Origin of the sequence: Alterluteimonas muca (assembly GCF_021191595.1) — a bacterium.
Lineage (GTDB): Bacteria > Pseudomonadota > Gammaproteobacteria > Xanthomonadales > Xanthomonadaceae > Luteimonas > Luteimonas muca.
The window spans coordinates 42,424-68,603 of record NZ_JAIWPS010000005.1 but is presented as its reverse complement, the minus strand read 5'-3'; the positions used below and the strand labels follow the sequence as shown (position 1 = coordinate 68,603).

Here is a 26,180-nt window from a genome sequence, read left to right as displayed (position 1 = left end):
CTGCCGAGCCCACCATGACGCCCATGTCGCCCACCCCCATCAACATCCGCAACGTCCTGGAGCGCCTCATCGCGGTGGCGCGAGGAACCTCTGACACGTCCGACGATGCCGCCGCAGCCGCTGCGGAAGGGTCGATGGCGATCCAGACACTCGAACACCTGCTCGATACGGCCGACAAGGCGGCCGACGCTCTCGGAGAGCTTGCGGCCGGCGGACTGACACCCGCCGTCAAGGCCAAACAGCTCTACATGGCCATCGCAGCGGCACGCGGCCTCTCGTAGCCACCCCGATCCCACCCGGGCGGTGGAACGCCGCCCATCCCTCAAGGAGTACCCATGACCCCGGATCAGCTTGCAGCCTTCCAGGCGCACCTCGACCAGCTCGCCGAGCGGGCCAAGACCGACGTCCGCGAGACCCGCCTGCCGACCCTGAGCCAGGAGCTTCGCCTGCTCTCCGCTCGCCTCAGCGCGCTGCTGAAGGTCACCGCCGACAACCAACCCATCGTCATCGAAGGTGGCCGCCCCACCCTCTTCCTCGGTCCCTCGTCCTACCAGGCGTTCTCCGACGCGCTGGCCAGCCTTGCCGCGATCGCGGACCCGGTCCAGACCGGACACCAGGCATCGCGCAGCGCCTGATCGGCGTCCGCGATGGACGACGCACCACGCTCGCCCCGCTGGCCATCAGGCACCGCCGGCCAACTTTCCGACCCCCAGCGAAGTGCTGTCGTTTCATTGCGGGCAATCCGCTCGCGACTCGCTGGAGGATCCATGGGCTACAACACCACCGTCGTCGTCATGAACGACGCCCTCGACGTCATCGAAGCCGATCCGCAGTTCGGTGCACGGCTCGCAGCAGCCATCCGTTACGCAGGCGCGTTCCCCCAGCTCGAACACGTGAACGTCGAGGCACACAGCAGCAATTGCCTCCACTCGAACGCCGCCATCGTGGTCGAAACCCACCATTCGAGCATCACAGTCACCGTGGAGGTTGGCCAGAACTACGGCAAGGTGGTCGCCCGCGACAGGGTGCCTGCGCGATGAAGGGTGGACGTCGCACACATGGCTTCTTCACGATCCACCGCCACGACGTCGAGGCCCGCGCGGTGGATGCCGTGGTCCGGCGCCTGCGTAGCCTGAGCGACGACGCTGCCCTCGTTCGTGACCTGGCCCAGTCGTGCGCCTTCGAATTCGCAGGTTACAGCGCCGACCCAAGGGAGCTGCACGAGATTCCAGAGGTCCGCGCGTTCTTCGGTGCAGTGACGACGCAGTGGCCGTATTGGGCGCACTTCCTCGTCCCGGAGCCGTCGCTCGTGCGAGTGTTCGTGCTCATGGGCGCAGACGGCTCTCGCTACAAGGAAGCGTTGGGCACGGTGTGGGTGAGCGCGGACGCCGAATCCGTCAACGGCGTGCTGCGCACATGGCGGTCCGGCTTGGAACGCCTGCATCAAAGGCATGGCATTCCACCTGAGACGACGGACGCCCTGTGGCACACCGTCGAGGCCTGCCTCCCAGGCGAGTTCCGCGGCCTCAGAAGCGATCGCTAGAACTTTCGGCAGAAACCCTGCGTGTGAGCCTTGGCTACATCACCAGCTGAGGCACACGCACATGGAAAAGCACGAGTTCAATACCGACAAGGCGATCATCAATCACTTCATCCGCAGCCAGGCCGGCACGCTCGGCAAAGGGCTTCTGGAGTTGCTGATGAACAGCGTCGATGCCGGCGCCACGCGCATCGACGTGACGCTGGGACAGACGGGCTTCCGTGTCGTGGACAACGGGGAAGGCATGCCGACCCGCGACCTCATCCTCGAGGTGTTCAACCGCTTCGGATTCGACCACGCCGAGCACCAGCGTGAATTCGGTCGCTTCGGGCTTGGCCGGGCTCAGATCTGGAACTTCGCGTCGACCAAGCTGCGCACGCATGCCTTCATGCTCGACGTCGACGTGCGTGCCCGCGGCCTTGAATGGCACCTGCACTCCGACCTGCCTCACCAGCCGGGCACGGACACCGAGGGCGTCTTCTACGAGCCTCTCACCGCGATGGAGTACTCGAGCGCCGTGCGTGAGTTCGAGCGGCTGTGTCGCTACCTCGACGTCACGGTGACCCTCAACGGCGACGTGAGCAACCGTCCGCCAGCGACGCAGAAGTGGACCGAAGAGACCGACACCTACTACCTCAATGTCACGGACAGCAACTACCTGCAGGTCTACAACATGGGCGTGTTCGTCTGCGACATCTACGCCGGCGACGCCGGTGCCGGCGGGACGCTCGTGACCAAGCGGGGGCATGCCCTGACGCTCAACGTCGCGCGCAACGACATCATGCGCAACGCCTGCACCCTGTGGCGCACCATCAATGCCCGCGTGCGTGAAATCGGCAAGGAGCGGGCCGGCAAGCGTGAGCCGACCCAGCGGGTCACGGACGCTGACCGGGACTTCATGGCCAGCTGCACGGCGGACCCTGACGACGCGGATGCCTTCGCCGGGGCGATGTTCACCCTGACCACCGGACGGCACATCACGCTCCAGCGCATGCAGGCCATGTGCGGCGCAGGCGCTGTGCTGACCTCCGCGCCGCGTGGCCACTCCATCGCCGAGCGCCTGTACCGTGATGGCCGGGCGATCCCCCTGTCCGAGGCAACGCTGCTCCGATTCGGCGTTCGCGACGTCAGCGGGTTCAAGGCGGAACTGCTGCGCCGTCTTCGCGCCAATCCAGCCATCCAGACGCTGACCACGCAGTGCTGGCGTCACCCCTACAGCCACATCGAACGGGCTGAGGTCTTCGACACGATCGAAGCGTGCCCGGGTTTCAGGATGCTTGAGGCGCGCATCATCCCCGAAGCCGAGTTGTCCAAGGAGGACGCGGCGACGCTGCGCGCGATCCGCTCCATGGCGTATCCGTTGGCCAAGCAGGTGGAGGCGGTCCTCGACTCGACGTTCGTGGCCCCGCGCGAAATCGTCATGGGGCAGTCGGCCGAGGCATATGCCTACACGGACGGCTCCACCTACATCGCCGTGGTGGATACCTTCGCCAAGGAGTGCGTCCGCGCGGGTCTCGGTGGCTTCCATAGGCTGGCGAACGTCCTCGTCCACGAATACGTGCACAACAAGGCTGACGTCGGAAGCCATGCGCACGACCCGGAGTTCTTCGAGACCTTCCACGACGTGATGGCGGAGCGCGGCGCGTACGTCGCCGAGGCCGCGGTAGAAGCGTTCAAGCAGTGGAGCCAGTCGCAGAAGCGGCTCAGCAAGGCGCGAGCACGCCAGCTGGATACCGTCGCCGGCGCTGCTGGCTTACCCGTCACGGCCTAAGGCGTTCGCCAACATGGTCAGCCTGCCCGGTCGAGCGCCGGGCGGCCTGTTTTGGACGATCCAAGGCCGAACGGACATCGAGCCACCCGACGTCGTTTGCGCAAGACGACATTTTCCGTCGAGCGGTAGTCCGGATCGCGGCCTGTAGCTGAAGCGCTGGCGCGACCACTTGCGCATCCTGGAATCGCAATTGCTTGGCCAGCCCCTTTCCTATACACGGAAGGGCACACCACCGGACGCCTGTGCATCAGGCGCCACTTTCATAGGAGCAGGGAATCATGGACGCAGGTCACTCGAAGTGGCTGGACCGTTTCACTACGCGACCAATCTGGTACTTCCTGATCGCCTTCGTGTCCTCGATGGCGATCCTGTGGGTCGTCCTCCAGGTTCTTTCAGTGTGGAACAGCGGCCCGGACGGCTCGCCCGACATCAACGGCATCGAAGCCACGTCGGCCGCGGTGCAGGCGGTTGTGGGCACGGCCGTCGTGGGCGCCAGCGCACTCGTGGCGCTACTGGTCGCCGTCGCGGCGCTCCAGGCGTCCCGGCAGAACAACATCCACAACGACCCTGATTACCTGCTGTCCCACCAGGCCCGTAGTGACTACCAGAAGTTCGGGTTCCTGTACGGCACGATGATCTCCCTCTTCCGCACCCAGAAGCACGAGGCTCAGGTCGCGGGCTATGGCAGTACGCCGTCCAGCGAGGACGCCAGCGCGGACGTCACGCCACGCTGGGATCCCCTCGCCAGGGAACTCAAACAGCTGCTCTCGAGTACCGCCCTGCAGGTCGCGTCATTGGAAGGCGCCAGGGCACGCGATTCCAGCCACGGTGATGGTGATGGCCACAACGAGCACATGCTTCGCCGGACCTTTGCCGAAGTCCTGGGGACTCTCGAGGCCCAGGCCGACAACGTTTCGACCACCCTTCCACCCGGCACGTGGATGCTGCGCATCCTGGCGATGGCCACCCTCCTGGGTCACGAGCTGCAGGAGGGCCTGAGGGCGATCGAAGGTCTCGAGCCCGATCCGTCCAAGAAGAAGTCACCCGGCCTTGTCGGCTACATGCGTGCATGGGCGGGCACGACCTCGTTCGTCAACCTCGATCCGTCCTTCGCCAGGGCATTGACGTCGACCACGTTGGGCGGGGAGGCGTTCCGTGCGCGGTTTACAGGGGGACTGAAGAAACCGGTCGAAGCCCTGACGTCGAGCCTGCAAACACTCATGGCCGAGCACAAGGACTGGAAATCGGGCAAGTGCACAGACCCCGAGTCCGTGGGATTGCACCGCGCCATGAGTGTTGCTGCGCTCATCGGCGACCACGCAACCGCGCAGGAACTCGCTGCAGCAGCGAAGGACTTCGCCACCAAGCAGAAGTGGACGCCCTATGTGGCCAACGTCATGACGAAGAACGACGTGGAGGCGCTGGCCAGCATGATTCGCAACCGAGCCGCCAGCGAAGTGGAGCCGTTCCTCGTGCTCACGGTCAGCCGGAAGCGTCTTCCGGTACTTTTCCACGGATCTCTTCTCAATCGCCACACCCGTGGTTGCGTCATCGTGGACGGACTGCGGACCCCGGACTTGACCTGGCTCGAGGAGTCCGTGCGAGCTGCGTTCGAAGCGCGGGCGGATGAGGAGGAACCGGTTCCGAAACCGCACGATGCTTGCCTGACCTGCGATGCCTGCGGCGGCTGCGCCCGGTGCGGCACGTGCCGCGAGGACACTCCGAGGGAGCTCGACCTCATGCTGGGCATTCTGGCCATGCGTGCGTATGCGGGCGCCGGACAATGGGGCGATCCGGAGCTCGGCAAGATCAACCGGGACTTCCCCGACTTGACGCGATCGGCGGCCGACGGCGGTGCTGAAACGTCGGATGGGCCGGCCATGCTGTGGGTCGGCATCGACTATCGCCAGCTCGGCGTCGAGCCCCCGACCCACATGGATAACTGGTCCTGCGAAATGTGGTCGTTCTTCAGCCGCGATGAGGTCGCCATCAGCGAGGAGCTGCAGCGCATCAGCACCTTGGGCTGAGCGCCGCTGCGCGAGTCGGCCGTCAGCTCGAGCCGATCTCGCGCAGCAGTTCCGACACCGACCCGGCCTGGCGCAGCCAGATCGACTGCCGACTCTGTATGCCGGCAGCGTGCTTGTAGTCCCGCTCGCGGATCATGTTGGCGATCGGGTGCGACGGCCCATCACAGACCAGCGCGTTGCAGCGGACCGTCCCGCGCGACCAGCCCGATCCCGACGGCGCCAAATCCAGCGACTGGTGGACAACCAGGCGCACGGCCTGCCCCAGCGCAGAGAGCGCCGAGTCGCCCATCTCGGCGTGTGCGAGGTCCGCGATGCGCATGATCGCCGAGGCGGGATCCATCGAATGCACGGTCGTGACCACCAGCATGCCGTTCGAAGCGGCCTTCACCACTTCCGCCGCGGTCTCTCCGTCCCGCACCTCGCCGATGAAGAGCATGGCCGGTCGAGTCGCCGGTAGACTCCGGTACGCACGGCGCACGGCACCCGCGAAGCCGTGCGTCACCTGGTTGGCAGTGTCGTAGTCCACCTCGATCTGGCGGCACGAGCCCTTGCCCCAGATCCCCTCCAGCGCCGCCTCGCAGATATCCTCCACAGTGACGCAGCGACCGCCAAAACGCTCGAGCCGGGAGCGGACGGTAGCGGATGCGAGCGTGGTCTTTCCCTGCCCGGTCAGCCCGCAGAGGACGACCAACCCGCCCTCATTGAGCTTGTCCCACATGAGGAGCTCATGGATCAGCGGCAGGTTCGTTGAAAGATCCGGGAGACGCGGTGTGACCTGGGGCAGCTGGCGCAATGCGTACTGTGTCGGGCGCGATGGCTGCACACAACGCATGCCGCGGAAGCTCAGGCCATCGAGCTCTAGGCGGAAGTCCGCCCGGCCGGCAGGGGTGCTGAAGGCAGCGGTGGCAACTCTGTCCACCCAGCTCGCTATCGGCGACCCGGCGACCGGCACGCTGGTAGGACACCCCGTGTAGAAATAGGCGTCGTCTGAAGGCGCCCAGCCGGGGCCGAGCGAACGTCGGTCGTATATGTACAAATCGATCACGTCTGATGGCGATATCTCAACCGTATCCATCTACACCGCCTCACTCTGAGCAGCAGTACCGAAAGCGCGGCCGCGTCTCGGGTGCCGGTACATACTCGAACAGCTGAACACCGGGACGGCGACTGATCCCCGGCGCTGTGACATTAGGGCACCCGTTGATGGCGGCAACGCCGGGCGCCAGCCAGTTCGCATTTGTCGTTCCTGACGTACCGACCTTACGGACTGCGCAGGTGACGTTCTGATTGATAGACAACTCCGCCCACTTGATGTTTTCCGTGTACGTGGCCGTCGTCGAATGCATGCCAGGCGCTGCGGAGACGAACTCACGCCACTGGCTTCCATTACTTGATCCGTCGATCCGCTGCACCGGGGTGGGGATCGCGTGCGTCGAACCCGGACACACGGGTAGCTCACGAACGATATAAGCCTCTTTGGCTGCAGCGGCATTGATCGTGAACGACGAATCCTTCAGGCCGGGGGCCAGTGCCATCACCCGTGCCGAATCTGTAATCCCATTTCGCCATTGTGTAGATCCGTCATGCCCCCTGTTGTATCCGCAAACCGTTCCCTCGGCGACACTGGGCCCCGAGAGCAGGCCCCAAATGTCGAACCATCCTTGGCTTCCAGATCCCGCATATCCAGATGTGCAGTACATGTTTTGCGTATATCCGCCGGCCGGGCAGTGCGAGATGTACTCCTCATAGCTGCCGGTGCATGAGGGATATATGCTGCTGCTATACGAACGCTGGAACTGCAGCCGACCCCACACCGCCGGATCGGTGTCCGAATAGGGCACCGTATAATTCGTGCTCGACCCTACACCGGTTATGGTTTTTGTGAGGATGATGGCCTGCCCGCCGATATTAATCGTCGTTGTCGTCGGCTCATCCTCCAAGCCAGGGCCCCAACGTTCGCATGCGGTGTACTCCCAGACGGTCTCGTACCCAGCTCGGCAAGAATCACCAGAGCTCTCCATGTAGCAGGCGCGACCCTCCGTGCTGACGCCACCTCCAGTGCCGGCACCACCGCCACCGGGCGGCAACCCATCAGGATCGATCGAGACCTTGATGTCCGGAGCGGCTGAAAATTCAGGGAACCCAACGAGGGCGATCGATGTCGGGGCGGAAACCGGGTCGCCGACGAATGTCGCGAAATCGTAAGCAAAGCCGGACACATGCCGATCTGCAGTGGTCGACCCCGCATCGACAAGCGCGGACGCCACGTACTGCTGTGATCGCATCTGCCGGGCAACGGCTGCCTGATAGTCACTCACGGCGTTCGTGGACCCCCTCAGGTTCAGCTGCGACAGCGCTGCTACTGACGGTTCACCCGTGGCCAGGACGATGCCTCGCGCAAGACCACCGTCCATGCGCGCAAGCATCGTGTATCGCTGGCCGAGCGGTGAAGCGGCTTCGACCCCGTCGCTGCCGCGATGGGCGTAGCTGTCCGGTAACAGTCGTGCCGCCACGAGCTCGGCAATGGCGATCTCCCGCGGACTCCCATCCAGAGGTAGGGCGGGAGTGTCACGCAGGAACTGATCAAGCGCCCGACCCATCGTGGCCATTTCCAGCGCTTGGACACTGATCGCATCGCCCCGAGCAACGCGCTTCCGCTCAGCGTTAGCCCACGCCAACCCGGTCGCCACGACAGTCAACGCGAGTGCCAGCACGACCACAAATTCGATGAGGGTCACGCCGTCCTGACCAGCCCTCTGCCGGGAGAGCGACCGCTCACGCGCATGCTCCATTGATGGCCCATCACTCGACTGCACAGCACACCGACATAGTTGAAAGCGATATTCCTTCGACGAACTCCCCATAGCGGCCATCATCCCGTTATTGAGATTCACATCGGATTCCTGCAACACAGCTTCACAACCCTGGGGGGGGAGCGGTATCGATAAAGCTGCATTCGGTTGGGGTACGAGCCTCCGCCCACAGCCCGTGCACCGGGGAGAGCCAGTGATGGGCACGCGCGACTTGCCGCTGCAGAACGCGGGAAATTCACCACTGTGTCTTGCGACAGTAATGATTCCTCACATATAGCTGAGGATGTTCCGTGGTTGATGCCCTGCCAAGTCACGGATTCCTGGAACCACTCTTCCTGAAAATATGAATGTTGGTTCGGGCTTATGTCTGTACCCACCATCAAAAGTCGCGCATGGCCATTCGCGCCGTATGTTCCGATACGCTCATAGACCGGCGTAGGCACGGCATGTGGGGCGTCGCACTGCTGAATTTCTCCGACCTTGTGCAACTCTCCCCAGCTATATGTGGGATTGTCTCGAAGAGCCTCAACCTCCATCGTGGTTAAAGCCGCGCCTGTCGTTGCCACTGCAGCAATGTTTTCGGGGCGAAGCATCATCCCCCGGTTCAAGGAGAAGATATTAGGAGACGCAGGCGTCTCCCGGCACCAGTAGGTTGCACTTGATGTTCGGTTCTGCTTTGCCGTTACGCGTGTAAATTCAAAGTCTGGGAGCTGTTCTGAATTGTACTTTCGGGAGATGACCTCCTCGATGCTCCAATACATGGCCATGCCTTGGCAGATCATGCCGCTTACCGATTTCTCTGTTCGAGAGACCACCGTATCCATGTATTCGCCCGAATGCGGGCTCAACACGAGATATTTATCGGCTTGGACATTGGGATGTAGCCCTACTGAGTTCGACCGTGTTTGCCTCGAGCGGGTAACCGAGATGCCCCACCCATTCCCAAGCTGTATGGTCTCGGCGAGCGGCATCCCGGCGTTAGCGCTTCCCCACTTTCCGCATATGTCATAGCGAGCGACCTCCTCCGCGTCAGAAGGGCAATCCGTGTTGACGGCCGGTACATGGCATGACCAACCCGTGTAGTCCTTTCGTGCAGCGCCCCCCGCACCGCCCCCGCCGATCCCGGCCAAGCTGTCTGGATCAATAGAAACCCTGATGTCTGGTGCAGCCGAGAACTCTGGGAAGCCGACCAGGGCAATGGCCGTGGGCTGTACAACCGGATCACCCAAGTAGGGACTGAAGTCGAAATCGAAGGTTGAAACAGACCGATCTGCTACAGACGACAAAGCCCTAACCAGTGCAGACGCCACGTACTGTTGATTTCGCATTTGCCGAACCACGGCTGCTTGGACGTCCTCGATGGCTTCAGTCGTCGCTTTTATTCCTGCCTGATTGAGGGCTGCTGGATCCGGCTCCCCTACGGCCAGCACGAGACCGCGGGCTTGGCCGGCAGTGTTACGACCCACCATCACGTAGCGCTGGCCTAGTGGAGTTGACGGATAATCGCCGAACTGATCCCGTATCCCGTAGTTCTCGGGGATCAACAATGCGGCTGTTAGGTCAGCAGCGCTGATCTCTACAACGGACCCGTCTGGGGGTAGAGAGGCGGCGCTGCGCAAATATTGATCGAGAGCGCGGCCGATCGTGGCCATCTCGATGGCCTGGGTCGTGATTGCATCGCCGCGGGCAACGCGGGATCGTTCGGACGCGAGCCATGCCACTCCGGCGCCCAAGACGGAAATGATGATGACAAGGGCAATCATCACCTCGATGAGGCTGAAACCTCGCGCTGAGTTAGCTAGTTTCACGGCCGTCGTCTCTAGGCAAGTGCTGTGAGTCCGCGCTGAATCGTCGTGAGATCGACCGCCCGGGTGCTGCTCGCCGTTGCATAGCTAGACATGAAGTCACGAGCAGCATATTTTTCCGCCACCTTCGCGACTAACGTTGAACACGCGCGTGGCCGCGTATACACGCGTGGGTGCCGCGTTCCCAGGACCGAGCTTCGCCGGGCACGGTGGCTGAATGGCTTGGCTGCCTATATTCAATTCCGAGCGCCACCACGCTGAGGTCCACGGTCCAGATTGCTGGTCCACCGGCAGCCCATAGCTGCATCCGCTTGTCCGGGCAATCTCTTGACCGTTCCAGGAAACCGTCATGGAGCGCCGCCAGCCAATCGCGTGCGGCGCAGACGAGGCGTTGTAAACGGTCCGGTAGTTGCCCGTGGTCGAAACGCCTAGTGGGACAGAGTTCCCCTCTGCGAACAGAAGCGGCTCCCACTCATTGCTTTCGGTCATAGCGGCACAGGTGTGGCTTGACCGCTTGATGTTGTTGAGTAGTCCAAGATTGATGGCGCACGACCCCGTATGCGTCGTGACGCCGCTACTGAAGGTCGAGCTGCTGGAGCTATTATGTTGAAACCCGGCGATCGGGAACTCTGTGAAGTTCGAAATATTTCCGAAACTCTGCCGTTCGCGATCATTCCCGTAGTAGGTGTAATTTCCCGCGCCATCGTAGGAACTGTAGTGCTGACCATATCTACGAAGATACGGTTCAACCCCATACAGTCCTGCGCAGTTTCCCGATGCGTTAGAGCCGATATTTGCGAAGTTGGAGAGCTCGATGTGCTCACGGGCCTGCATGGTCAAGATCACGTTGCCGAAAGGCCCGTTGATAGACATGACTCCGCCGGAGGAGTTTTGCGCCCTGCTATCACAGGCCTCCCAAGAGAACGCCTCGGTTGTCCCAGACGGACATGTTTGGTCAGCCCTGATGGTTGAACATTCCGAAGAATTCGAGGAATCGCCACCGCCAGCGCCACCGCCACCCTCCACGCGAACCGTAATCTCGGGTGTGGACGAGAATTCCTGATACCCCGTAAGCACCACAGCAGTTGACTGGGGCATAGCATCGATAAACGGCGAAAAATCAAAGGCAAAGCCCGAGACCTGACGATCCGCTTCCGCTGACCCAACGCGAATGAGCGCGGCGGCCACGAAATGAACTTGGCGCATCACCCTGGTGACCTGAGAGTTGTGCTGGATCAGGTCTTCCTGGGAAGGTCGGATCCCGGGACGTGCCAGTGCACCTACCGCTGGCGCACCCATTGCGAGCACGAGGCCGCGTGGCTGGCCGCTGATGCTCTTTGCCAAGAGGATGTACTGCTGACCCAAGGGTGATGCGGGTGCAGTCCCGAACTGGTCCTTGACGGCGAACTCCTCCGGAAGGAATCCGGATTCCTGCAGTTCCTCAAAGCTGACGACCAAGGGGTCGTCCGTTGGGACGCTTGTTGTCCGTTCACGGAGATACTGCCCAAGGGCTCGTCCGAGGGTGGCCATTTCCGTCGCCTGCACGGAGATGGCATCTCCGCGCGCCACACGCTTGCGCTCGGAATCGAGCCAGCGACCACCGATCGCGATCAGCACGACGGCGACACCGAGGACTATGAGTAGTTCGACGAGCGAGAAGCCTCTGTCGCGCCTCATTTTCAGCCTTCCAAAGCGCTTAGAAGCTGATCGGAGGTCAAATACCCGCCGATCTGGTTGCCACGGTCATCGAAAACCGCCGGCGTGCCCTGCACCTGGAGGCGAGCGGCCAGGTCGTAATGGAAATCGACAGGCGACAGGCAGCGGTCGGAGTCGATCTCTGCCGCCGGGTCACGCATCAGGGCGTCGAAGGCCGCATCCTTGTCCTCGCTGCAAAACGCGCTCGTGAGCTGGTGATAGGCGTCGCTGCCGACACCGGAGCGCGGGAACCCCAGGTAGACCACTTCGATGCCAGCTGCATTGAGAGCAGGGATCTCACTGTGGAAGCGCTGGCAGTAGGGGCATGTCGGGTCCGTGAACACATAGACGCTGCGCTTGACCTCGCCTTCCGGGGTGTATGAGTGCGTCTTGTCCCGATCGACCGCGGCGAGCATGCCCTGCACGACCTCGGCCTGGCTCTGTGCCGTGAGGTTCGCTTCCGCCTCACGGTCGATGATCGCGCCGCTGACGATGTACTTGCCGTCCTCGGTGGCGTAGTAGATCTGCGGGCCGACGCGGACTTCCAGGAGACCAGGGATGACGCTGTCGCGAATCTCGTCGACCGACAACCCGGCGGGCAGCTCGTCGTTGAGCCCCTGGAGCAGCTGATCGCGCTCGGGCGTGATGTCAGCCTTGTTGCCGCAGCCGGCCAGCAGGAAAGAGGCCGCGATGAGGCCGAGGATTCGGATCTGCATGGGAATCTCAGTTGAAGTGGATGGTGACGCGCGCGGAGCGCGCACTGCCGCACGCCGATGCCGTGGCTGCAGCGTCGTAATGACGGCGCACGGCAATCGGGGTGTCGGTGGTGGACGCACGAATGGTTGCGGCAGTGGCTTCGGGCGCGAGGCCGCCAAGCACGCTCAGGCACAACGAAGGCGAAAGCCCGTCGAGCCGTATGAAGAAGCTGTCGCCGGAACGCCCGGTGGTCATCGGACGCTCCTGAGCGTCGAGCGCATAGGCCGACTCGCCCAGCTGCACGCCGACGCGCTGAATCGTGTATGCGGCGGTGGATCCGCTGCCGGTGTACGCATCCGAGAGCACGCTCGAGCGTGCGTACAGGGTTTCGGCCGTCAGACCGCCATAGCCGGCCCCCAGGGCGCCGCCGCTCACCGTGCGGATCTCACGCACCAATGAGGAAACATCAGGGATCAGACGGGACGCATCAGCATCTGCGCGCGCCACGCGCGAGAGCGCGACCGCGGCGGCCAGAAGACCGAACGCGATCGTCAGGGAAATCATGACCTCGATGAGGCCGATGCCGTGCTGCTTTCGTCGGTTCATGGGTGTCTCTGCGTCAAGGACAGGGGATGGCCCGGGTCTAGCGACCCGGGCCGATGCCGTCAGTCCATCGCGGCGGGCTGGACGCCGGTGCGGAAGGTCATCTGGACCGGGGCACCGCTGTCAGCGCAGGCGTTGGCGATTTCAGCCGGGGTCGCGTCGGTCTCGATCTGCTCAGTGCCGACCAGGATCTGGCTGAAGGAGCCCATCGTGTTGTTCACGACGGTGGTGCACACGCCTGCGGGAACGTTGGTCGAGATGACGTCCAACCGCCCGCCATCTGCGTCGAGCGTGATATCGCCGCCGAAGGGATTGCGGACGGTCTGGGTGCCATCGTTGTCCACGATCCAGCTGTTCGGGATCTTCTCCGCCCGAATCAGGGTGGCCAGGGTCATCCCGTCGAAAGCGCCGCCGTTTGCCATCGTGGTGGCCTGGCTGGAGATCTGCAGGACTTGGGTCTGCATCTTGCTGGCGTTGCTGTCGGCGCGCACGCCACTCGACACTGCGACGGCGATGGCGACGAGGGCCAGGCCGATGCCGAGGGTGATCATCAGTTCGATGAGGCCGAAGCCGACATTGCGGCGACGGGGGGCGTAGGTCTTGCGGGTCATGGTGAATCCTCTTGGTGGTGGTGGTGAATCAAAAACCTCCGGGCGCCGAGCGCATCGCCATGAAGACCATGACGAACGAGCCCCACGTCCAGATCAGTCCAGCGCCCACTGCAAACATGAGTGCGACGCCTATCGCGGCAGAGAAGCTGCGAATTCTTTGGATCACGAGCTCGACGGCGTCTTTGCCGAGGTGCTCGATCGCACCGGCGAGGTCGCCTGCGCGGTCATAAGCGAGAAGCTCGTCCATGAGGGCCTCGCCCATCAGGCCGATGTCCATCGCGTGCGCCGGCCGCTTGCCCTGTGCGATGCGACGCACGATCTCGTCGATGTGTACGGCCAGCCAATTCGAAGCCTTGCCCCGAATGCGTCGCAGGGCGTCGTCGAGGGGAGTGCCAGCTGTGACGACGCCAGACAGGGACACGAGCAGTAGCCCTGCCTGGATCTCACGGTAGATCGTCCAGGGCGCCAGGGCGTGGTCCAGGCGGTACCGGATCTCTGCGGTCCAGTACGGAAGTGACACCATCGCCGCGGTTCCCGCTGCCACAGCGATCGCCATGATGTAGGCACCGTAGGAGCGCACACCGGTGGCGATCCAATGGAGTGCAGCCGGGCTCGTCGGCCACAGCTCAACCGGGTACATCTGCTCGATCTCGGGGAGGAGGAACCAGGCCACGAACACCAGCAGCGCGATGAACATGCCCAACAGCAGGGTCGGATAAGCCAACCCCTGGATGAGCGCACCACGCAGCTGCGAGGTCGACTCCGCCACGTAGGCCGCCATGCGCAGCCCCTGCCCCACCTTGCCGGCGTCTTCGCCCGACGAGATCGCGATGCGCTCCGCGTTGGGCACGTAGGGCTCGAGCAGATCGCTGAAGCGCTTGCCGGCACTGATGCCGTGCAGCAGCTCAGCATAGATCAGCGCCACGACTCGGCCTTTGGCCTGGGCACGGTCGTGCAGAACCTCGAGCGGCACCTTCACGTCGTACCCGCGTTCCGCGAAACGCGCCATCTGGCGGTACATCGAAAGCCGCGCGGTTCGCTTCCGGAACGCGGACTTGCCGAGGTCGCGGCGGATCGACATCCACCCGCCGGCGAGCTGGAGCGAGATCTCAGTCAAGGAGGTCCCCTCGCAGGGTGCCGATCTTCATCTCGGCGTCCACGGGGCACAGCTGGCCTTCGGCGACCAGGTCGATGGCCTGGTCGACGATGCTGCGCTTCTGCACGCCGGGGTGGCGATGGATGGTGCCCGACCGCCAGTGGTGGATCGCGGCCGCCTCGTCGCCTTTCTGCAGCAGCACGCGAAGCTTCGCGTCGGGGATGAGGATCGAGGCAAGGGCACGTCGTCCCGAGATCCCGTTGATGCAGGTGTTGCACCCCGCGCCGCGCGTGCGCACGTTGCCGGCGGTGAGGTCGAGGCGGGACTCGAGGTCTTTCCGTAGATCCACGGGAAGCCGGCTCGCGTCCAGTGGTGCGGAGCAGTTCGGGCACAGCGTCTGCACGAGCGTCTGGTGGATCACCGCGTTGATGAAGCCATCGCCTGCCAAGCGGGTGCGCTTGATGCCGAGCTCTTCAAGGCGCCACAGCCCGGCGAACACCGAAGCCGCGTGGACGGTCGCGTAGACCTTGTGGCCGGTGAGCGTGGCCTGCTCAAGGAGGTCCGCCGTCACCGCATCGCGGATCTCACCCAGCAGCAGGGCGTCCGGATCCATTCGCATGGCCGCGCGAAGTGCGCGATGGAAACCTTCTTCCGGCTCCGAGCCATCGTTTCGCGACACCGGCATGTGCCGGGCGTTGGGAATGATGTATTCCGGCGGATCCTCGATGGTGCGGATCATCCGGCGACCGCCGTGGCGCTTACCCCAGATCTCAGCCAGGGTGGCCATCGTCGTGGACTTGCCCTCGCCGGTGGCACCGCACATCAGGATCACGCCGTGGGGCGCCTTGAGCGCGTCCATCAGCGCGGCTTCCTGCTCAGCGTCAAAGCCCAGCGCGGACAGGGTCCGCTCGTTGGTCTGCCCGACATTGAGGATTCGCATGGCGACGTCGAATGCGTCAGGCCATGCCGGACCGGACGCCCAGCGGAGCTTCAGCTGCTCCACGCGCCCGCCAACCGTCACCGACCGCGACAGCGCGGCATCCTGGTAGATGGTCGGATTGAGCGAGGGGCTGGACCGGCGGCTGTCCACCTCGGCCTGCGAGTACATGGCGCGCGCGATCGACTCGGCCGCGCCACGGCCGAGCTGGCGGATCGTGGTCAGCTCGCCGTGGATACGTGCCCGCACATGGGCGATGGTCCGGCCCATCTGGATGTGCAGGTCGGACGCGTTCATGCCGTACGCCTGGGCGAGCATCTCGTCGAAGGTGCGGGTCGCATCGGTGACCTCGAGCGCATCGTCTGCCGCACCCTTGTCGGTGCTTTCCGAGCAGACTTCGATGACCTCGGCGCTTGCCGTACGAACCTCGGCCACGGAATAGCCCGCGAGTTCGACGCGACGGAGTGCGGCCAGGAGCACCTGTCGATCAGTGCCGGCCCACAGGGCAACGACACGTCGTTCGCCGATGTCCAGCAAGGCCACCAGGCGGCGGTCGTCCGGACGCAGCTGCACCAGACCACCCTCGCGGCAGAGGTTGCCGTGGTTGGTCGGCAGGTCTTCGGCCCGGTTGATCTCGGGCATCGGTGGTGGACGCAGCTGCGCGTTCATCAGGGGGCGCCCACCGGCGTCGGCGTGGAGCCCACCACGGCGTGATACATGCGCACACGGTTGCCTGTGCGCAGAGCCAACTCCACACGGTTCTTGTCGATGCCACGGACGAACCAGCCGTTGCCCACCATGTCGCCAACGGCCGCCTTCTGGATGCCCTGCTGCGACATAAATTCAGCCGACAAACCGGCACGGCCCGTGGCGATGCCGATCAGGACCGGTGCTTGGCCAACCTCACCTTGGACGACCTGCTGCCGGAGTTCCTGCAGCTGGCGCTCGAGGCTGAGTTCTTCCATTTCGCTGTTGAGCAGGGCGATGCGCTGCTCGCGCACTTCGAGCTGCCGCCATGTGGGATCGGCAGCCATGGCACTGGTGGCGCCAAGGGCGGCTGCGCACGCGAGTGCGAGGTGGGTCTTGACCATCACGATTGCTCCGGGGAGGTGTAGAGGACGCCGACGGCGGTCCAGCGCCAGCTGGCGCGATCGCGCGTCAGGTCGAGCGATTCGAGCTTCATGTGTCCGAGCTCAGGGACGATCCGCTTGAGCATCCAGAGGCCCGAGCCCGCCATCTGCACGGTGTGGATCCGGAAGCCGGGGTCGGCGTTGTCGTCCTCCACCTTGGGAAGCTGCGCAGGCCCGACCTGGAACTGGCCACCCTTCAGGAGTGACTGCACGCGCACGGCGTGCGTGGCCATCGCTTCTCCCGCGGCATCCGTATGGGGAAGACGCTCGATGTCGCCCTGGCGGCTCTCGAGGGCGAGCTGTCCAGCGTGGACACTGGCCTCGTTACCGAACCAGTCCAGCTGGTAGGAAAGACCGGCTTCGCTCGCAGCCGTGCTGAAGCTCTCGTGCGTGGCCAGGCCGCGGCCCGACTCACGTGCGTACTTGGCACGAAGCTCCGCGCCGGCCGAGCAGCTCGCACTACGCAATGACCACCCGCCGAGACTGGTGGGGAGATCGTCGACAACGGCCGTGCAGGCGTCGATGAGTGCGTGCGGTGCCGGGCTCGACAGCGCGTCGTGGATCGAGGATCGCTTGCGCTCTGCCTCGGATTGCTCTGCAAGTCGCGACTGCAGCTGCGCCGCAGCCTCCGCAGCTGCACGTTCGGCAGCCAGGCGGCTCGCTTCACGCTGCTCCTGGAGCGACACATACGCGCCGTGCCCCAGGTAGCCGGTGAGGCCGACTGCGCAGATGGCCACGACGGTCGGCATGAACCAGGTCGGCGGGCCGATGACCTTGCTCACCCTCAGCCGCGGCCGCTTGTCGAGGGAGAGAAGCTCGACAAGCGGCGTGCGGTGGAGGCGAGCCATGATGGCCAGCTCGTGAGGCATCGCCTCCAGATCCGGCCAGCAATGGATGGCGAGTGGGCTGTCCGGACCGGACTCCCGGTCAAGCTCGTCTGCGAGGGCCACGAGGGCTGCAGGACGCAGTACGCGATCGGTGCGGGGATCCAGCCCACCACCGGTGGAGATCAGCGCCCAGTAGAGGCCGTTGTCGAGCCGCTCGACATAGAGCGCACGCCCAGGCACGGACTCTGCAAACCAATGCGCGGCAGCGGGCGTGCCGGCCACATGCTTGTAGCGCATGCCCTTGCCGACAACCGCCACACCCGCCATCGCATAACGCTGCTGATCACCCGACGGGAGCAGGACGCCGTATGCCGACTTGTGCTCGCGCAGGAAGCGACGGAACTCGGTGCGCTGTGCACCCCGTTCCTCGCCTACGAGCGGGAGCCAGGACAGGCCACCGGTCAGGCGCTCCTTTCCGGCAACCGACAGGAAAGCCGTTTGGGTCACGACACGACCTTCGGCGTGATCATGATGACCAGCGAGGACGACCGCTCCTCATCGAGCTTCGAGCCGCCGAGGAGGCGGAAGCGCGGCGAGCCGACGCCGGTCGCATTCGAGCGCAGGGTTTCCTGCTCGAAGCCCGTCATGATCGCGGTCTGACCGGACTTCAGGTTGAGGTGCTGCATCACCTGACGCAGGTCGGTGAGCGGTGTTTCGTAGGTGTTGCCCTGCTGATCAGAGCCCAGGCGGCGCATTTCGCGCAGCGAACGCAAGCTGATCGTGGCCTGCATCATCACGTCGTTGCCCGACAGCACCGGCAGCAACGTCATCGTGAAGCCCGTCGTGGTCCGACCCGGGTTGATCGTGGTCTGCACGCCCACGTCGGGCACCAGAGAGATCTCGGACGATTCGAGGTAGCCGATCTCCTCGGTGACCTGGAACGGCACCGGGCGGCCGGACAACGTCAGAGCGGTCGCGGAGGTCAGCTGGCGGGCGTTGCCTTGCTCGGCCAGCGCGTCCAGGAACAGACGGGAGCCAGAGAACGGGGAGTCGGAGTCGAGGATGGTGACGCCGAGGCCCGGGCCGTCGGTGCTCGGGCCGCCGCCGATCAGGTTCACGCCTGCGCGCGAGGACAGGCTGCTCCAGACCAGGTCCCAGCTCACGGCATGCCCGTTGCTGCGCTTCCCTTCGACGGTGAAGACCCGGACCTCGAGTGCGACCTGGCGCTTGGCGATGCTGTTGGCCTGGTCCACATAGGACGACACACGGTCCAGGATGGCCGGTCGGTCGGTGACCACGATCTGGCCCAGCGGTGCGGTGGCCGTGACGTTGCCCTGCGAGGAGAGCATGCCTGTGACGGCATCGACGAGAGCGGTGAAGGGATCGATCTCGATGGACGAAGCCGTCGACGAACTGCCGCCGATCTGGGTGCTACCTGACTCACCGCCCATGCCGCCACCGCTGCCGCCGCCCATGGACTGCGCGCCGCCCTGTGACTGGTTGCTGATCTCGGCCTGCACCGCCGACGGCGCCGGAAGGATGTCGACCTGGAACACGCGCGTGTCGAGGGCGAACATCTCGATGCCGCCCTTGGCATATCGCCACGACGTGCCGCTCTGTGCCGCGATGGTGTCCAGGAAGCCGCGCAGGCTGCCGGTGTAGTTGATGTTCAAGCCGGCGCCGGCACCGCGGTTCATGCCAGTACGCATCTGTGGCGCGCCCTGCCCCGCCATTGCGGCCATCGGGCTCGGGATCGGACCCGCTTCGCCCGGCATGGACATCCCGCCCCCCAGCGCCATCGGAGAGATCGTTTCACCCGCCGCCGCGACGGCGGCCTGCAGCGCGTCCTCGCTGACCGATACCGGCACGTCAAAGTTCTGCGTGATGTAGTTGGCCAGCTCATGCAACGTGACCGGATAGATGCGCACGAACTTGACTTCGCTCGCCAGCACGGCAGGCTCAGCTTCGCCACGCTGCACCGGCACTGCGCCCAGCCAGATGTCGTTGATGGACTCGAAGGCGACCGTCGCGCGCTCCGTGCGCTGGTGCAGCGCGGCCCGCGCCTGGACGACGTCGTGGTCAACAACGCCAAGCCCATCCATGACCGGGCGGGGTTGGCTGGCGCAAGCGCCGAGCGCCAGCGTCAGGCTGGCTGCGAGTAGGAACATGCGCATGGGAGGCCTCAATTGCGATCCATGACGACGACCACGCCATTGGAGAAGGCGCGGACGACGAAGTCGGGGTGGGTGCGGCCGAGCACTTCGGCCACGGAACGGACGGCCTCAAGCGCGCTCGCTTCGTTGAAGCGAGCCCCGGCCTCGAGGCGGAAGTCGCGCCTGGTCTCCCAGATCAGCTGCACGCCCTCGGCGCGTAGCCAACGACCGAAGACCTCGCTGGCCATCTCGCCTGCGCGCACTTCATAGAGCTTGTTCGGATTCGCAACTGCAGGCGCAGACGGAGGCGGCGCGACAGGGAAGCCCTGGACCTGCGCCGGTGCGGGGATCGCCTCCTGCAAGCGCGGACCTGCCGTCGCCGCAGACCCGGCCTGTTCGGTCGCCACGACGCTGCTGAAACCCAGCACCTCTTGTGCATCGAGTGCGAGGGGACGCAGCTCGTTTGCATGGGCCGCTGTGGACAGCAGGATGAGGCTGAAAAGCAGGGGTTTGGCTGGTGTAGGCATCAGAGACTTCCGTTCGCGTGACGGAAGTCTCAGCGGTGCACACCCTGTTTTCGGGGCGCAACCACGGCGCGATTGGTGCAGGTTGCGATATTCGAGGCCGCCGAGGCACGGGCCAGCGGTGCAGACGCTGCGCCTACTAGCAGCCTCGCCGCCCACATCGGACAGCCAACCTGCATTCCCTGCGTAGAGGTTGCGAGACCGTGCGCACGATTTCGCCGCTCACACTTTCAGGTCGCCGCCAAACGGCCGATCTCTAAGTTTCGCGCCCTCTGGGGCGTGATGTATTGGCTGCATCTACCAGAACACGCAGGAGCGTCATGATCACTCGCAACGCCAATCGTTCCATCCTGTTTCTTGCCCTCGCAGCAAGCCTCGCGGCATGTGGTGGCGGCGGCGGGGGTGGTGGCACCAAGGACACCCCGCCCCCTCCCCCGACTAATCCCCCCCCGACCTCCCCTCCGCCGGCGCCTGTATGCGAGGACGCGGACGCGATGAACGTCGGTGGCGCCCTGCCTTGCGCCTATCGTTACAACGGCGTCATCGACAACACGATCATCCCGACAAACGTCGATCGCGCGCACGAAGCAGGCTTTACGGGCAAGGGCGTCAAGGTGGGCGTGCTGGATGACCCGCTGATCCAGGGTTACGACGGCCTGGAAGGTCGTATCGCGTCGAGCTCCGACTACCGGCCTGATCGTACCAACCCGACCACGCACCCCGGCCACGGGTCCGCCGTCACCTATGTGCTCGGCGGTCGTCAGGTTGGCGAGCACCGCGGGGGTGTTGCACCTGACGCAGTGATCTACCACGCGGCGGTCTGCGACTCGGCAGGGTGCCACCCTGATGCTGCGGGTGCCGCCATTTCTGATATGGCGGCGCAGGGTGTCCGCATCTTCAACGCGTCCTTCGGTGGCAGCTATGGTGCCGGGCTCGACGACGCTGATGCACGAGCGACCGCGTACTGGTACCGCCCGTTGGCACAGGCGGATGCGCTGCTTGTCTCATCGGGTGGAAATAGCGGCGGGGAGCAGCCAGGCGGTCTGGGCGCAATGCCCACGGTCGATGAGCGATTCGTCGGGCGCACGATCATTGGCGTCGCCGGAGTCGTTGACGACAAAGGCAACGTTTCGGAACTGTCCGACTACTCGAACGTCTGCGGATACACGGCAACGTGGTGCCTCACTGCAGCCGGCCTCAACGTTTTCCCTGCGGTTCCCGGTACCGAATACTCGTATGGCGGCGATGGCACCAGCATGGTGGCCCCTCAGATTTCCGGTGTCGCCGCTCTCGTCCAACAGGCGTTCCCCTGGATGACGTCGCGCAACCTCCAGCAGACGGTCCTCACCACTGCGACCGACATTGGCGCACCTGGCGTTGACGATGTGTTCGGCTGGGGCCTGCTCAACGCTCACAAAGCCATCCACGGCCCGGCGCAGTTCCAGGCGTTCGACTTCCTTGCCAACGTGGACAGTGGGCGCTACACGTTCGCCAATGACATCAGCGGCGACCGCGGCATCGTCAAGGATGGTGCTGGCGCTCTCGTGCTGGCCGGCAGCAACACCTACACCGGCGCAACTGTCATCAATGGCGGCGAACTGGTGGCCATGACCGGCGTGGGCGGCTCGGTGTCGGTCCATGACGGTGGCACCTTCACCGCAGGCGGCACGATCGGCGGCGACTTCTCAGCGACCGAGGGCGCGACCACCGGGATCGCGCTCGGGAACGCACTCAACGTTGCTGGCACCGCCACACTGGCCGGCGACGTCCGCCTGCTGGCACCGGCCGAGGGTTACACCGTCGGCACCACCGAGACTCTGCTGCGTGCCGGCGAGCTTGCGGGTACCTTCGACGGCATCCAGTACGGCAGCGGCTTCTTCTACAGCGCCACCCTGTCCTATACGGATTCCGAGGTCACTGCTGCACTCACCCGTGCGAGCGCTTCGGCGATGGCCCTCCAGTCCAGCTCCGTGCAGCGGGTCATCGAGGGTGCGCGACAGGCGGATGCCCTGTTCGGCTTCATCGACGCGCTGCCTGCCGGCGACCGCGCCGCGCTGGTGTCGGCGGCTGGCAGACTCACCGGCGCGCAGACCGCAGCAGAGGCCGAACTGGCTCTGGCAAGCCTGACCGGCGAAGTGCACGGCACGGCACGCGCGGCGGCAATCAGCATGGCGGCCGCCGATGCTGCGCTGTTCGGCGATCGCGTCGCGACGCTCGACCCGGCCGACGCCGGTGCATGGGTGCAGGCGACCAACATGGACGCCGAGTTCGACCGTGACGGCTTCGCATCGGCAGACGTGCGCCAGAGTGGTCTTGCCGTCGGCGTTGATCGACAGGTAGGCAATGCGATTGTCGGCGCTGCGCTCTCGAATGGTCGCGGCTGGGGCAGTCTCGATGCCCTGGGTGGCCGCTATGACAGCGACCAGGTCGGCCTGTCAGTCTACGGCCGCACCGCGCTGCCGATGGGCTACCTCGCCGCGAGCCTTGGCTTCACCCGGCACGACGTCGACGCGCACCGCGGCGTGCTGCTGGGCGGCGCTGTGTCGGCGATCGACGGCGAGCGCGAGGACGACGTGTGGGCGCTGCGCATCGAAGCAGGCACGGCGTATGGCGCCTTCACCCCGTTCCTGGCCGGTGGATATGTCAGGCACGAGCAGGGAGCGATGGTGGAGCGCGGTGCCGATGGGCTGGGCCTGGTGTCGGGCAGCAACACCGCCTCGATCCACTTCGGTGAGATCGGTGTGCGTTTCGCCCACGCGGTGGATCGTCTGACCTTCACCGGCACGCTGGCCGGTCGCTGGACGGGGGGCGACACCCGGCCGAGCTACTACGCCAGCTTCGCTGGTGCGCCGGAAGTTGGCGTCGAGATCCACGGCCAGCGCATGCCGGCCCGTGGACTGCGCGGGGTGCTGGGGCTGGAGTACCGCACCGGGCAGAACATGACGTGGAACCTGGGCGTTGGCGGCGAGAGCGGGAGTGGCGACGCCACCAACCTCACGGCCACGGGGGGACTCCGAATCAGCTTCTAAGCACGCAGGAGAGGGGGCCAGTCGGCCCCCTCTTTCGTTCAGGCTGGCTCAACATGCAGCCGCCGTCGAGGTTTCGGGCTCCGCCGCAGGTCCCGCCGTCTGACTCTTGCGGTTGTCCACACCGGATGTTGATGGACTTGTGGATAACTCGGTTGACTGATGGCGCGAACGGCATCCCTCCGCCCTCCAGCCCTCCTTGGACAATTCTTCACCAGACGCTTATGTTTGCTCCGGGGAACCCGCGATCAGCCGCGCTGCGGAGCCCACACGGGACCACTCCGAAAAGAAGCGCCCGGCCTCATCGTTCCCAAGCTCGCGCGCCAGGGCCGCAGCACTCACTCGCCGGCCCTGCCATTCGCCGTTCTCAAACGGGCTCAGGTTTTCGCGCAGGACATACCGCTCAATAGAGCCATTATCGCCGGCGTTTACCGCATACAGCAGATCTTCGACGCGACTGTCGACCAATCTGGGTAGCCGCGGCGGGGGGTCGGCCGGCCTCTTGCGGACGGAGACCGGGGCCGTCCCACGCACGTCGATCCCCCAGCTCGTGAGAATCCCTCCCACCGTGGCCACCAGCATCACAATGATGCCGAGGGCGATGGCCGCCTTGAACGCCCAGTCGCCCAGAAACGCACCAGCGATGGCAGCCAGCACCAGGAGCATGAGGAAATCGCCGGTGGCTGATCGTCGCGCCATCATGTTTTCCAGTGTGGATAAATCGAGAGCCCGACGCGGTCGGATCAGTGTTCCGCCTCGGACGGTGCCCTGATGAAGTCGACGTAGAGCCGCTTCGCCAGCGCCCTGCCCTCACGATGCAGGGCGCGCGTGCTCACCAGCACCGCATCGCCGAGCGCGGGCTTGCGAAGTGCGATGCTCTCGGCCCGAAGCACGGCTCGATACTTGATGCACTGGTAGATCCCGCGCTCCAGTTCATCGTTGCTGGCATTGCTCGCCTTCACCTCGACCGCAAGGCGCTCGCGGCCGTTGCTGAAATAGACGTCCAGACGGTCCCCCGAACTCAACCCATGTTCCTGGCCGCCGGCTGTGAACGCGCCGTAGTCCTCGAACACCTCGGGGTGCTGGGCGGCCCATGCCTTCAACGCCTTGTGGGCGTGGCTTTCCGGGCGGTATGCAGCGGCGGCGATGGGGAGCGGGATGACCTGGCCCTCGTCATCGCCCGGCGCAGGGCTGGTCGGCACCTCTACGCCAAGCGCGAGAGCGACCCGGTCCCACCTGGACCCGTAATCGAACACGGCCTGGACCGCGGCCTCGATGTAGGCCCTGCGGTTGCGCGCCATGCCCGCACCGCCGTCGTCGAAAAAGTAGTGCGCGACTTCGTCCGCGCCGACGCCCGGCAAGCCAGTCGATGCCTGGACGACGATCAGATTCAGCGGCGGAATGCGCTCACCCCACTCCTGGGCAAGGTCGCGCACCGCGAAGCCCACGGCACCCACTGGCGGCCCATAGAGCGTCTTGCGCGCTTTCGATTCAAGGCCGTATCGCGCCTCGAGCTCGTCGGCCAGCTCCGCATATGAGATGACCCGGCCCGCCTTGGCCCGCTGGATCAAGATGCCCGGGATATACGGGACGACCTCTTTGCGCCACGGCGAGCGCGCCAGCTCCTGCCTGTTCCAGTCGTACGCCATCTTCCGGTCCCCGATTCCCCAGCGTCCAGTGTAGACATCGGCGCACGCCTACCCTCGAACGCGCATCCACGCCGGCGACCTCCACCTTCACCCGCGAACATATCTTTCGCTGTCGCATGTGTCTGCGAGATTGGTGATACACCACTCGGAGACACCACCACCATGCAGCCTCGCTCGATCATCCTCAACTGCACCGCCGGCACCTCGAACAAGACATATCGCATCCAGCTGGTCCAACGCGCCTCGGGCTGGTGTGTTGATGTCCAGCGCGGCGCAATCGGAAAGACGCTGATCCAGGAAACCAAGACGCCCACGCCTGTCGAGTTCGCCAAGGCCGCAAAGCTCTACGACAAGCTGGTGAAGGAGAAGCTGGCCAAGCAGTACGTGCCCGAGGCCGGTGATTTCGAGGTCACGCAGACGCCGGGCGCAGGCACGCCCGTCGATCTTCCGGTGATGCTTCTCAACCCGGTCAGCGAGTCCGAGGCCACCTCGCTCGTGACCGATCCGGCGTGGTGCGCGGAGATCAAGCACGACGGGATGCGGATGCTGCTGGTGATCGAGGACGGTCAGGCGTACGGCGTCAACCGTCGCAAGCTCAAGGTCGCCCTTCCCGCCGCTGTGCGTGACGCCGCCCTCGCCTACACGTTCAATTCCCGCACGGTCCTCGATGGCGAGTGCATAGGCGACAGGTTTGTGGTGTTCGACGTCATCGTGTTCGATGGGGCGGATATCACCACCATGCCGTATTCGTGGCGCATGGATTACCGCGCCAAGGTGGCCTACCGGCTGTTCGATCTCGAATACACGCGCACGGCCACCACGACGCAGGACAAGGCCGACCTAATTGCCAAGGCGCGCGAGAACGTCGAGGAAGGCGTCGTGTGGAAGCGGCTTGACGCACGTTACGTCGATGGTCGCCCCAACAGCGGTGGTCCGATGCGCAAGTGGAAGTTCGTCGAGAGCGCCACGGTGCGCGTCCGCGCCAAGCATCCGTCCAAGCGCAGCGTCCAGGTCGAGGTCATCGACGCGGCGAATGGTCTCTGGACCGAGGTGGGCTACGTCACCGTGCCGCCCAACAAGGACATCCCCGCTCCGGGGGCCGTCGTCGAGGTGCAGTACCTGTACTTCGCGGTCGGGTCTCTCTATCAGCCCGTCTATCTCGGCATCCGCACGGACCTGACCGACGCCGCGTGTCGCAGCGAGCAGTTGAAGCTCGTCGCCGAGCGCAACGCCACGACCCACCTCGATCTCGGGAAAGCGGCCTGAATTCGCGGGCT

23 protein-coding genes are annotated in these 26,180 nt (G+C 64.7%); 8 read left to right on the top strand and 15 right to left on the bottom strand.

All coding sequences use genetic code 11. From position 1 onward, the window contains the following. Positions 1-14 precede the first annotated feature (14 nt). The 6 genes from LDO11_RS08505 to LDO11_RS08480 all read left to right on the top strand — a co-directional run bounded on the left by LDO11_RS08505 (position 15) and on the right by LDO11_RS08480 (position 5,338). Positions 15-281, top strand: a complete 267-nt coding sequence (locus tag LDO11_RS08505; protein WP_232141155.1) for a hypothetical protein — start codon at positions 15-17, stop codon at positions 279-281. A gap of 54 nt (positions 282-335) precedes the next feature. Then, positions 336-635 carry a hypothetical protein gene (locus LDO11_RS08500; protein WP_232141154.1) on the top strand — a complete coding sequence of 100 codons (300 nt, stop codon included), beginning with the start codon at positions 336-338 and terminating at the stop codon, positions 633-635. Between the two features lie 132 nt (positions 636-767). Further along, positions 768-1,040: a hypothetical protein gene (locus LDO11_RS08495; RefSeq protein WP_232141153.1), complete on the top strand. Its 273-nt coding sequence runs from the start codon at positions 768-770 to the stop codon at positions 1,038-1,040. Next, complete coding sequence (locus LDO11_RS08490) at positions 1,037-1,543, top strand: hypothetical protein (protein WP_232141152.1); 507 nt, start codon at positions 1,037-1,039, stop codon at positions 1,541-1,543. Before LDO11_RS08495 ends, LDO11_RS08490 begins: the two co-directional genes overlap by 4 nt. Before the next feature lie 61 nt (positions 1,544-1,604). After that, complete coding sequence (locus LDO11_RS08485; protein WP_232141151.1) at positions 1,605-3,311, top strand: ATP-binding protein; 1,707 nt, start codon at positions 1,605-1,607, stop codon at positions 3,309-3,311. Between the two features lie 278 nt (positions 3,312-3,589). After that, positions 3,590-5,338, top strand: a complete 1,749-nt coding sequence (locus LDO11_RS08480) for a hypothetical protein (protein ID WP_232141150.1) — start codon at positions 3,590-3,592, stop codon at positions 5,336-5,338. Between the two features lie 22 nt (positions 5,339-5,360). On the opposite strand, the gene LDO11_RS08475 is transcribed toward LDO11_RS08480, so the two are convergent. The 13 genes from LDO11_RS08475 to LDO11_RS08415 form a co-directional block, all read right to left on the bottom strand. Next, on the bottom strand, positions 5,361-6,413 hold the full coding sequence (locus tag LDO11_RS08475) for an ATPase, T2SS/T4P/T4SS family (protein ID WP_232141149.1): 1,053 nt from the start codon (positions 6,411-6,413) through the stop codon (positions 5,361-5,363). Positions 6,414-6,423: 10 nt separating this feature from the next. Next, a complete protein-coding gene (locus tag LDO11_RS08470) occupies positions 6,424-8,076 on the bottom strand; it encodes a type II secretion system protein (RefSeq protein ID WP_232141148.1) in 1,653 nt (550 codons plus the stop codon). A 152-nt stretch (positions 8,077-8,228) separates the two neighbouring features. Then, on the bottom strand, positions 8,229-9,959 hold the full coding sequence (locus LDO11_RS08465) for a prepilin-type N-terminal cleavage/methylation domain-containing protein (protein ID WP_232141147.1): 1,731 nt from the start codon (positions 9,957-9,959) through the stop codon (positions 8,229-8,231). 96 nt (positions 9,960-10,055) lie between these two features. Next, positions 10,056-11,633 (bottom strand): type II secretion system protein, encoded by a 1,578-nt coding sequence (locus tag LDO11_RS08460; RefSeq protein ID WP_255683367.1) that lies wholly within the window; start codon positions 11,631-11,633, stop codon positions 10,056-10,058. 2 nt (positions 11,634-11,635) lie between these two features. Then, on the bottom strand, positions 11,636-12,367 hold the full coding sequence (locus LDO11_RS08455; RefSeq protein ID WP_232141145.1) for a DsbC family protein: 732 nt from the start codon (positions 12,365-12,367) through the stop codon (positions 11,636-11,638). A gap of 7 nt (positions 12,368-12,374) precedes the next feature. Beyond that, positions 12,375-12,953 (bottom strand): type IV pilus modification PilV family protein, encoded by a 579-nt coding sequence (locus LDO11_RS08450; RefSeq protein ID WP_232141144.1) that lies wholly within the window; start codon positions 12,951-12,953, stop codon positions 12,375-12,377. Between the two features lie 59 nt (positions 12,954-13,012). Then, positions 13,013-13,561 (bottom strand): hypothetical protein, encoded by a 549-nt coding sequence (locus tag LDO11_RS08445; protein ID WP_232141143.1) that lies wholly within the window; start codon positions 13,559-13,561, stop codon positions 13,013-13,015. 28 nt (positions 13,562-13,589) lie between these two features. Beyond that, positions 13,590-14,678, bottom strand: coding sequence for a type II secretion system F family protein (locus LDO11_RS08440; RefSeq protein WP_232141142.1), 1,089 nt, complete (start codon positions 14,676-14,678; stop codon positions 13,590-13,592). Beyond that, a complete protein-coding gene (locus LDO11_RS08435; protein ID WP_232141141.1) occupies positions 14,671-16,263 on the bottom strand; it encodes a GspE/PulE family protein in 1,593 nt (530 codons plus the stop codon). The genes LDO11_RS08440 and LDO11_RS08435 overlap by 8 nt, the downstream gene beginning before the upstream one ends. Beyond that, the gene (locus LDO11_RS08430) at positions 16,263-16,685 is read right to left on the bottom strand and encodes a hypothetical protein (protein WP_232141140.1); all 423 of its coding nucleotides are present in this window, start codon (positions 16,683-16,685) and stop codon (positions 16,263-16,265) included. The genes LDO11_RS08435 and LDO11_RS08430 overlap by 1 nt, the downstream gene beginning before the upstream one ends. Beyond that, a complete protein-coding gene (pilO2, locus tag LDO11_RS08425) occupies positions 16,685-18,058 on the bottom strand; it encodes a type 4b pilus protein PilO2 (RefSeq protein WP_232141139.1) in 1,374 nt (457 codons plus the stop codon). The genes LDO11_RS08430 and pilO2 overlap by 1 nt, the downstream gene beginning before the upstream one ends. Further along, positions 18,055-19,725: a PilN family type IVB pilus formation outer membrane protein gene (gene pilN / locus LDO11_RS08420; protein WP_232141138.1), complete on the bottom strand. Its 1,671-nt coding sequence runs from the start codon at positions 19,723-19,725 to the stop codon at positions 18,055-18,057. The genes pilO2 and pilN overlap by 4 nt, the downstream gene beginning before the upstream one ends. Before the next feature lie 8 nt (positions 19,726-19,733). Next, on the bottom strand, positions 19,734-20,231 hold the full coding sequence (locus LDO11_RS08415) for a TcpQ domain-containing protein (RefSeq protein ID WP_232141137.1): 498 nt from the start codon (positions 20,229-20,231) through the stop codon (positions 19,734-19,736). 491 nt (positions 20,232-20,722) lie between these two features. Between LDO11_RS08415 and LDO11_RS08410 the strand changes: the two genes are divergently transcribed. Then, a complete protein-coding gene (locus tag LDO11_RS08410; RefSeq protein WP_232141136.1) occupies positions 20,723-23,257 on the top strand; it encodes a S8 family serine peptidase in 2,535 nt (844 codons plus the stop codon). Between the two features lie 219 nt (positions 23,258-23,476). Here LDO11_RS08410 and LDO11_RS08405 read toward each other — a convergent pair whose 3' ends face one another. Together LDO11_RS08405 and LDO11_RS08400 are read right to left on the bottom strand one after the other, a co-directional pair. After that, positions 23,477-23,953 (bottom strand): hypothetical protein, encoded by a 477-nt coding sequence (locus tag LDO11_RS08405; RefSeq protein WP_232141135.1) that lies wholly within the window; start codon positions 23,951-23,953, stop codon positions 23,477-23,479. Positions 23,954-23,997: 44 nt separating this feature from the next. Further along, complete coding sequence (locus tag LDO11_RS08400; protein WP_232141134.1) at positions 23,998-24,903, bottom strand: hypothetical protein; 906 nt, start codon at positions 24,901-24,903, stop codon at positions 23,998-24,000. A 162-nt stretch (positions 24,904-25,065) separates the two neighbouring features. Between LDO11_RS08400 and LDO11_RS08395 the strand changes: the two genes are divergently transcribed. After that, on the top strand, positions 25,066-26,169 hold the full coding sequence (locus LDO11_RS08395) for an RNA ligase family protein (RefSeq protein ID WP_232141133.1): 1,104 nt from the start codon (positions 25,066-25,068) through the stop codon (positions 26,167-26,169). Positions 26,170-26,180 lie beyond the last annotated feature (11 nt).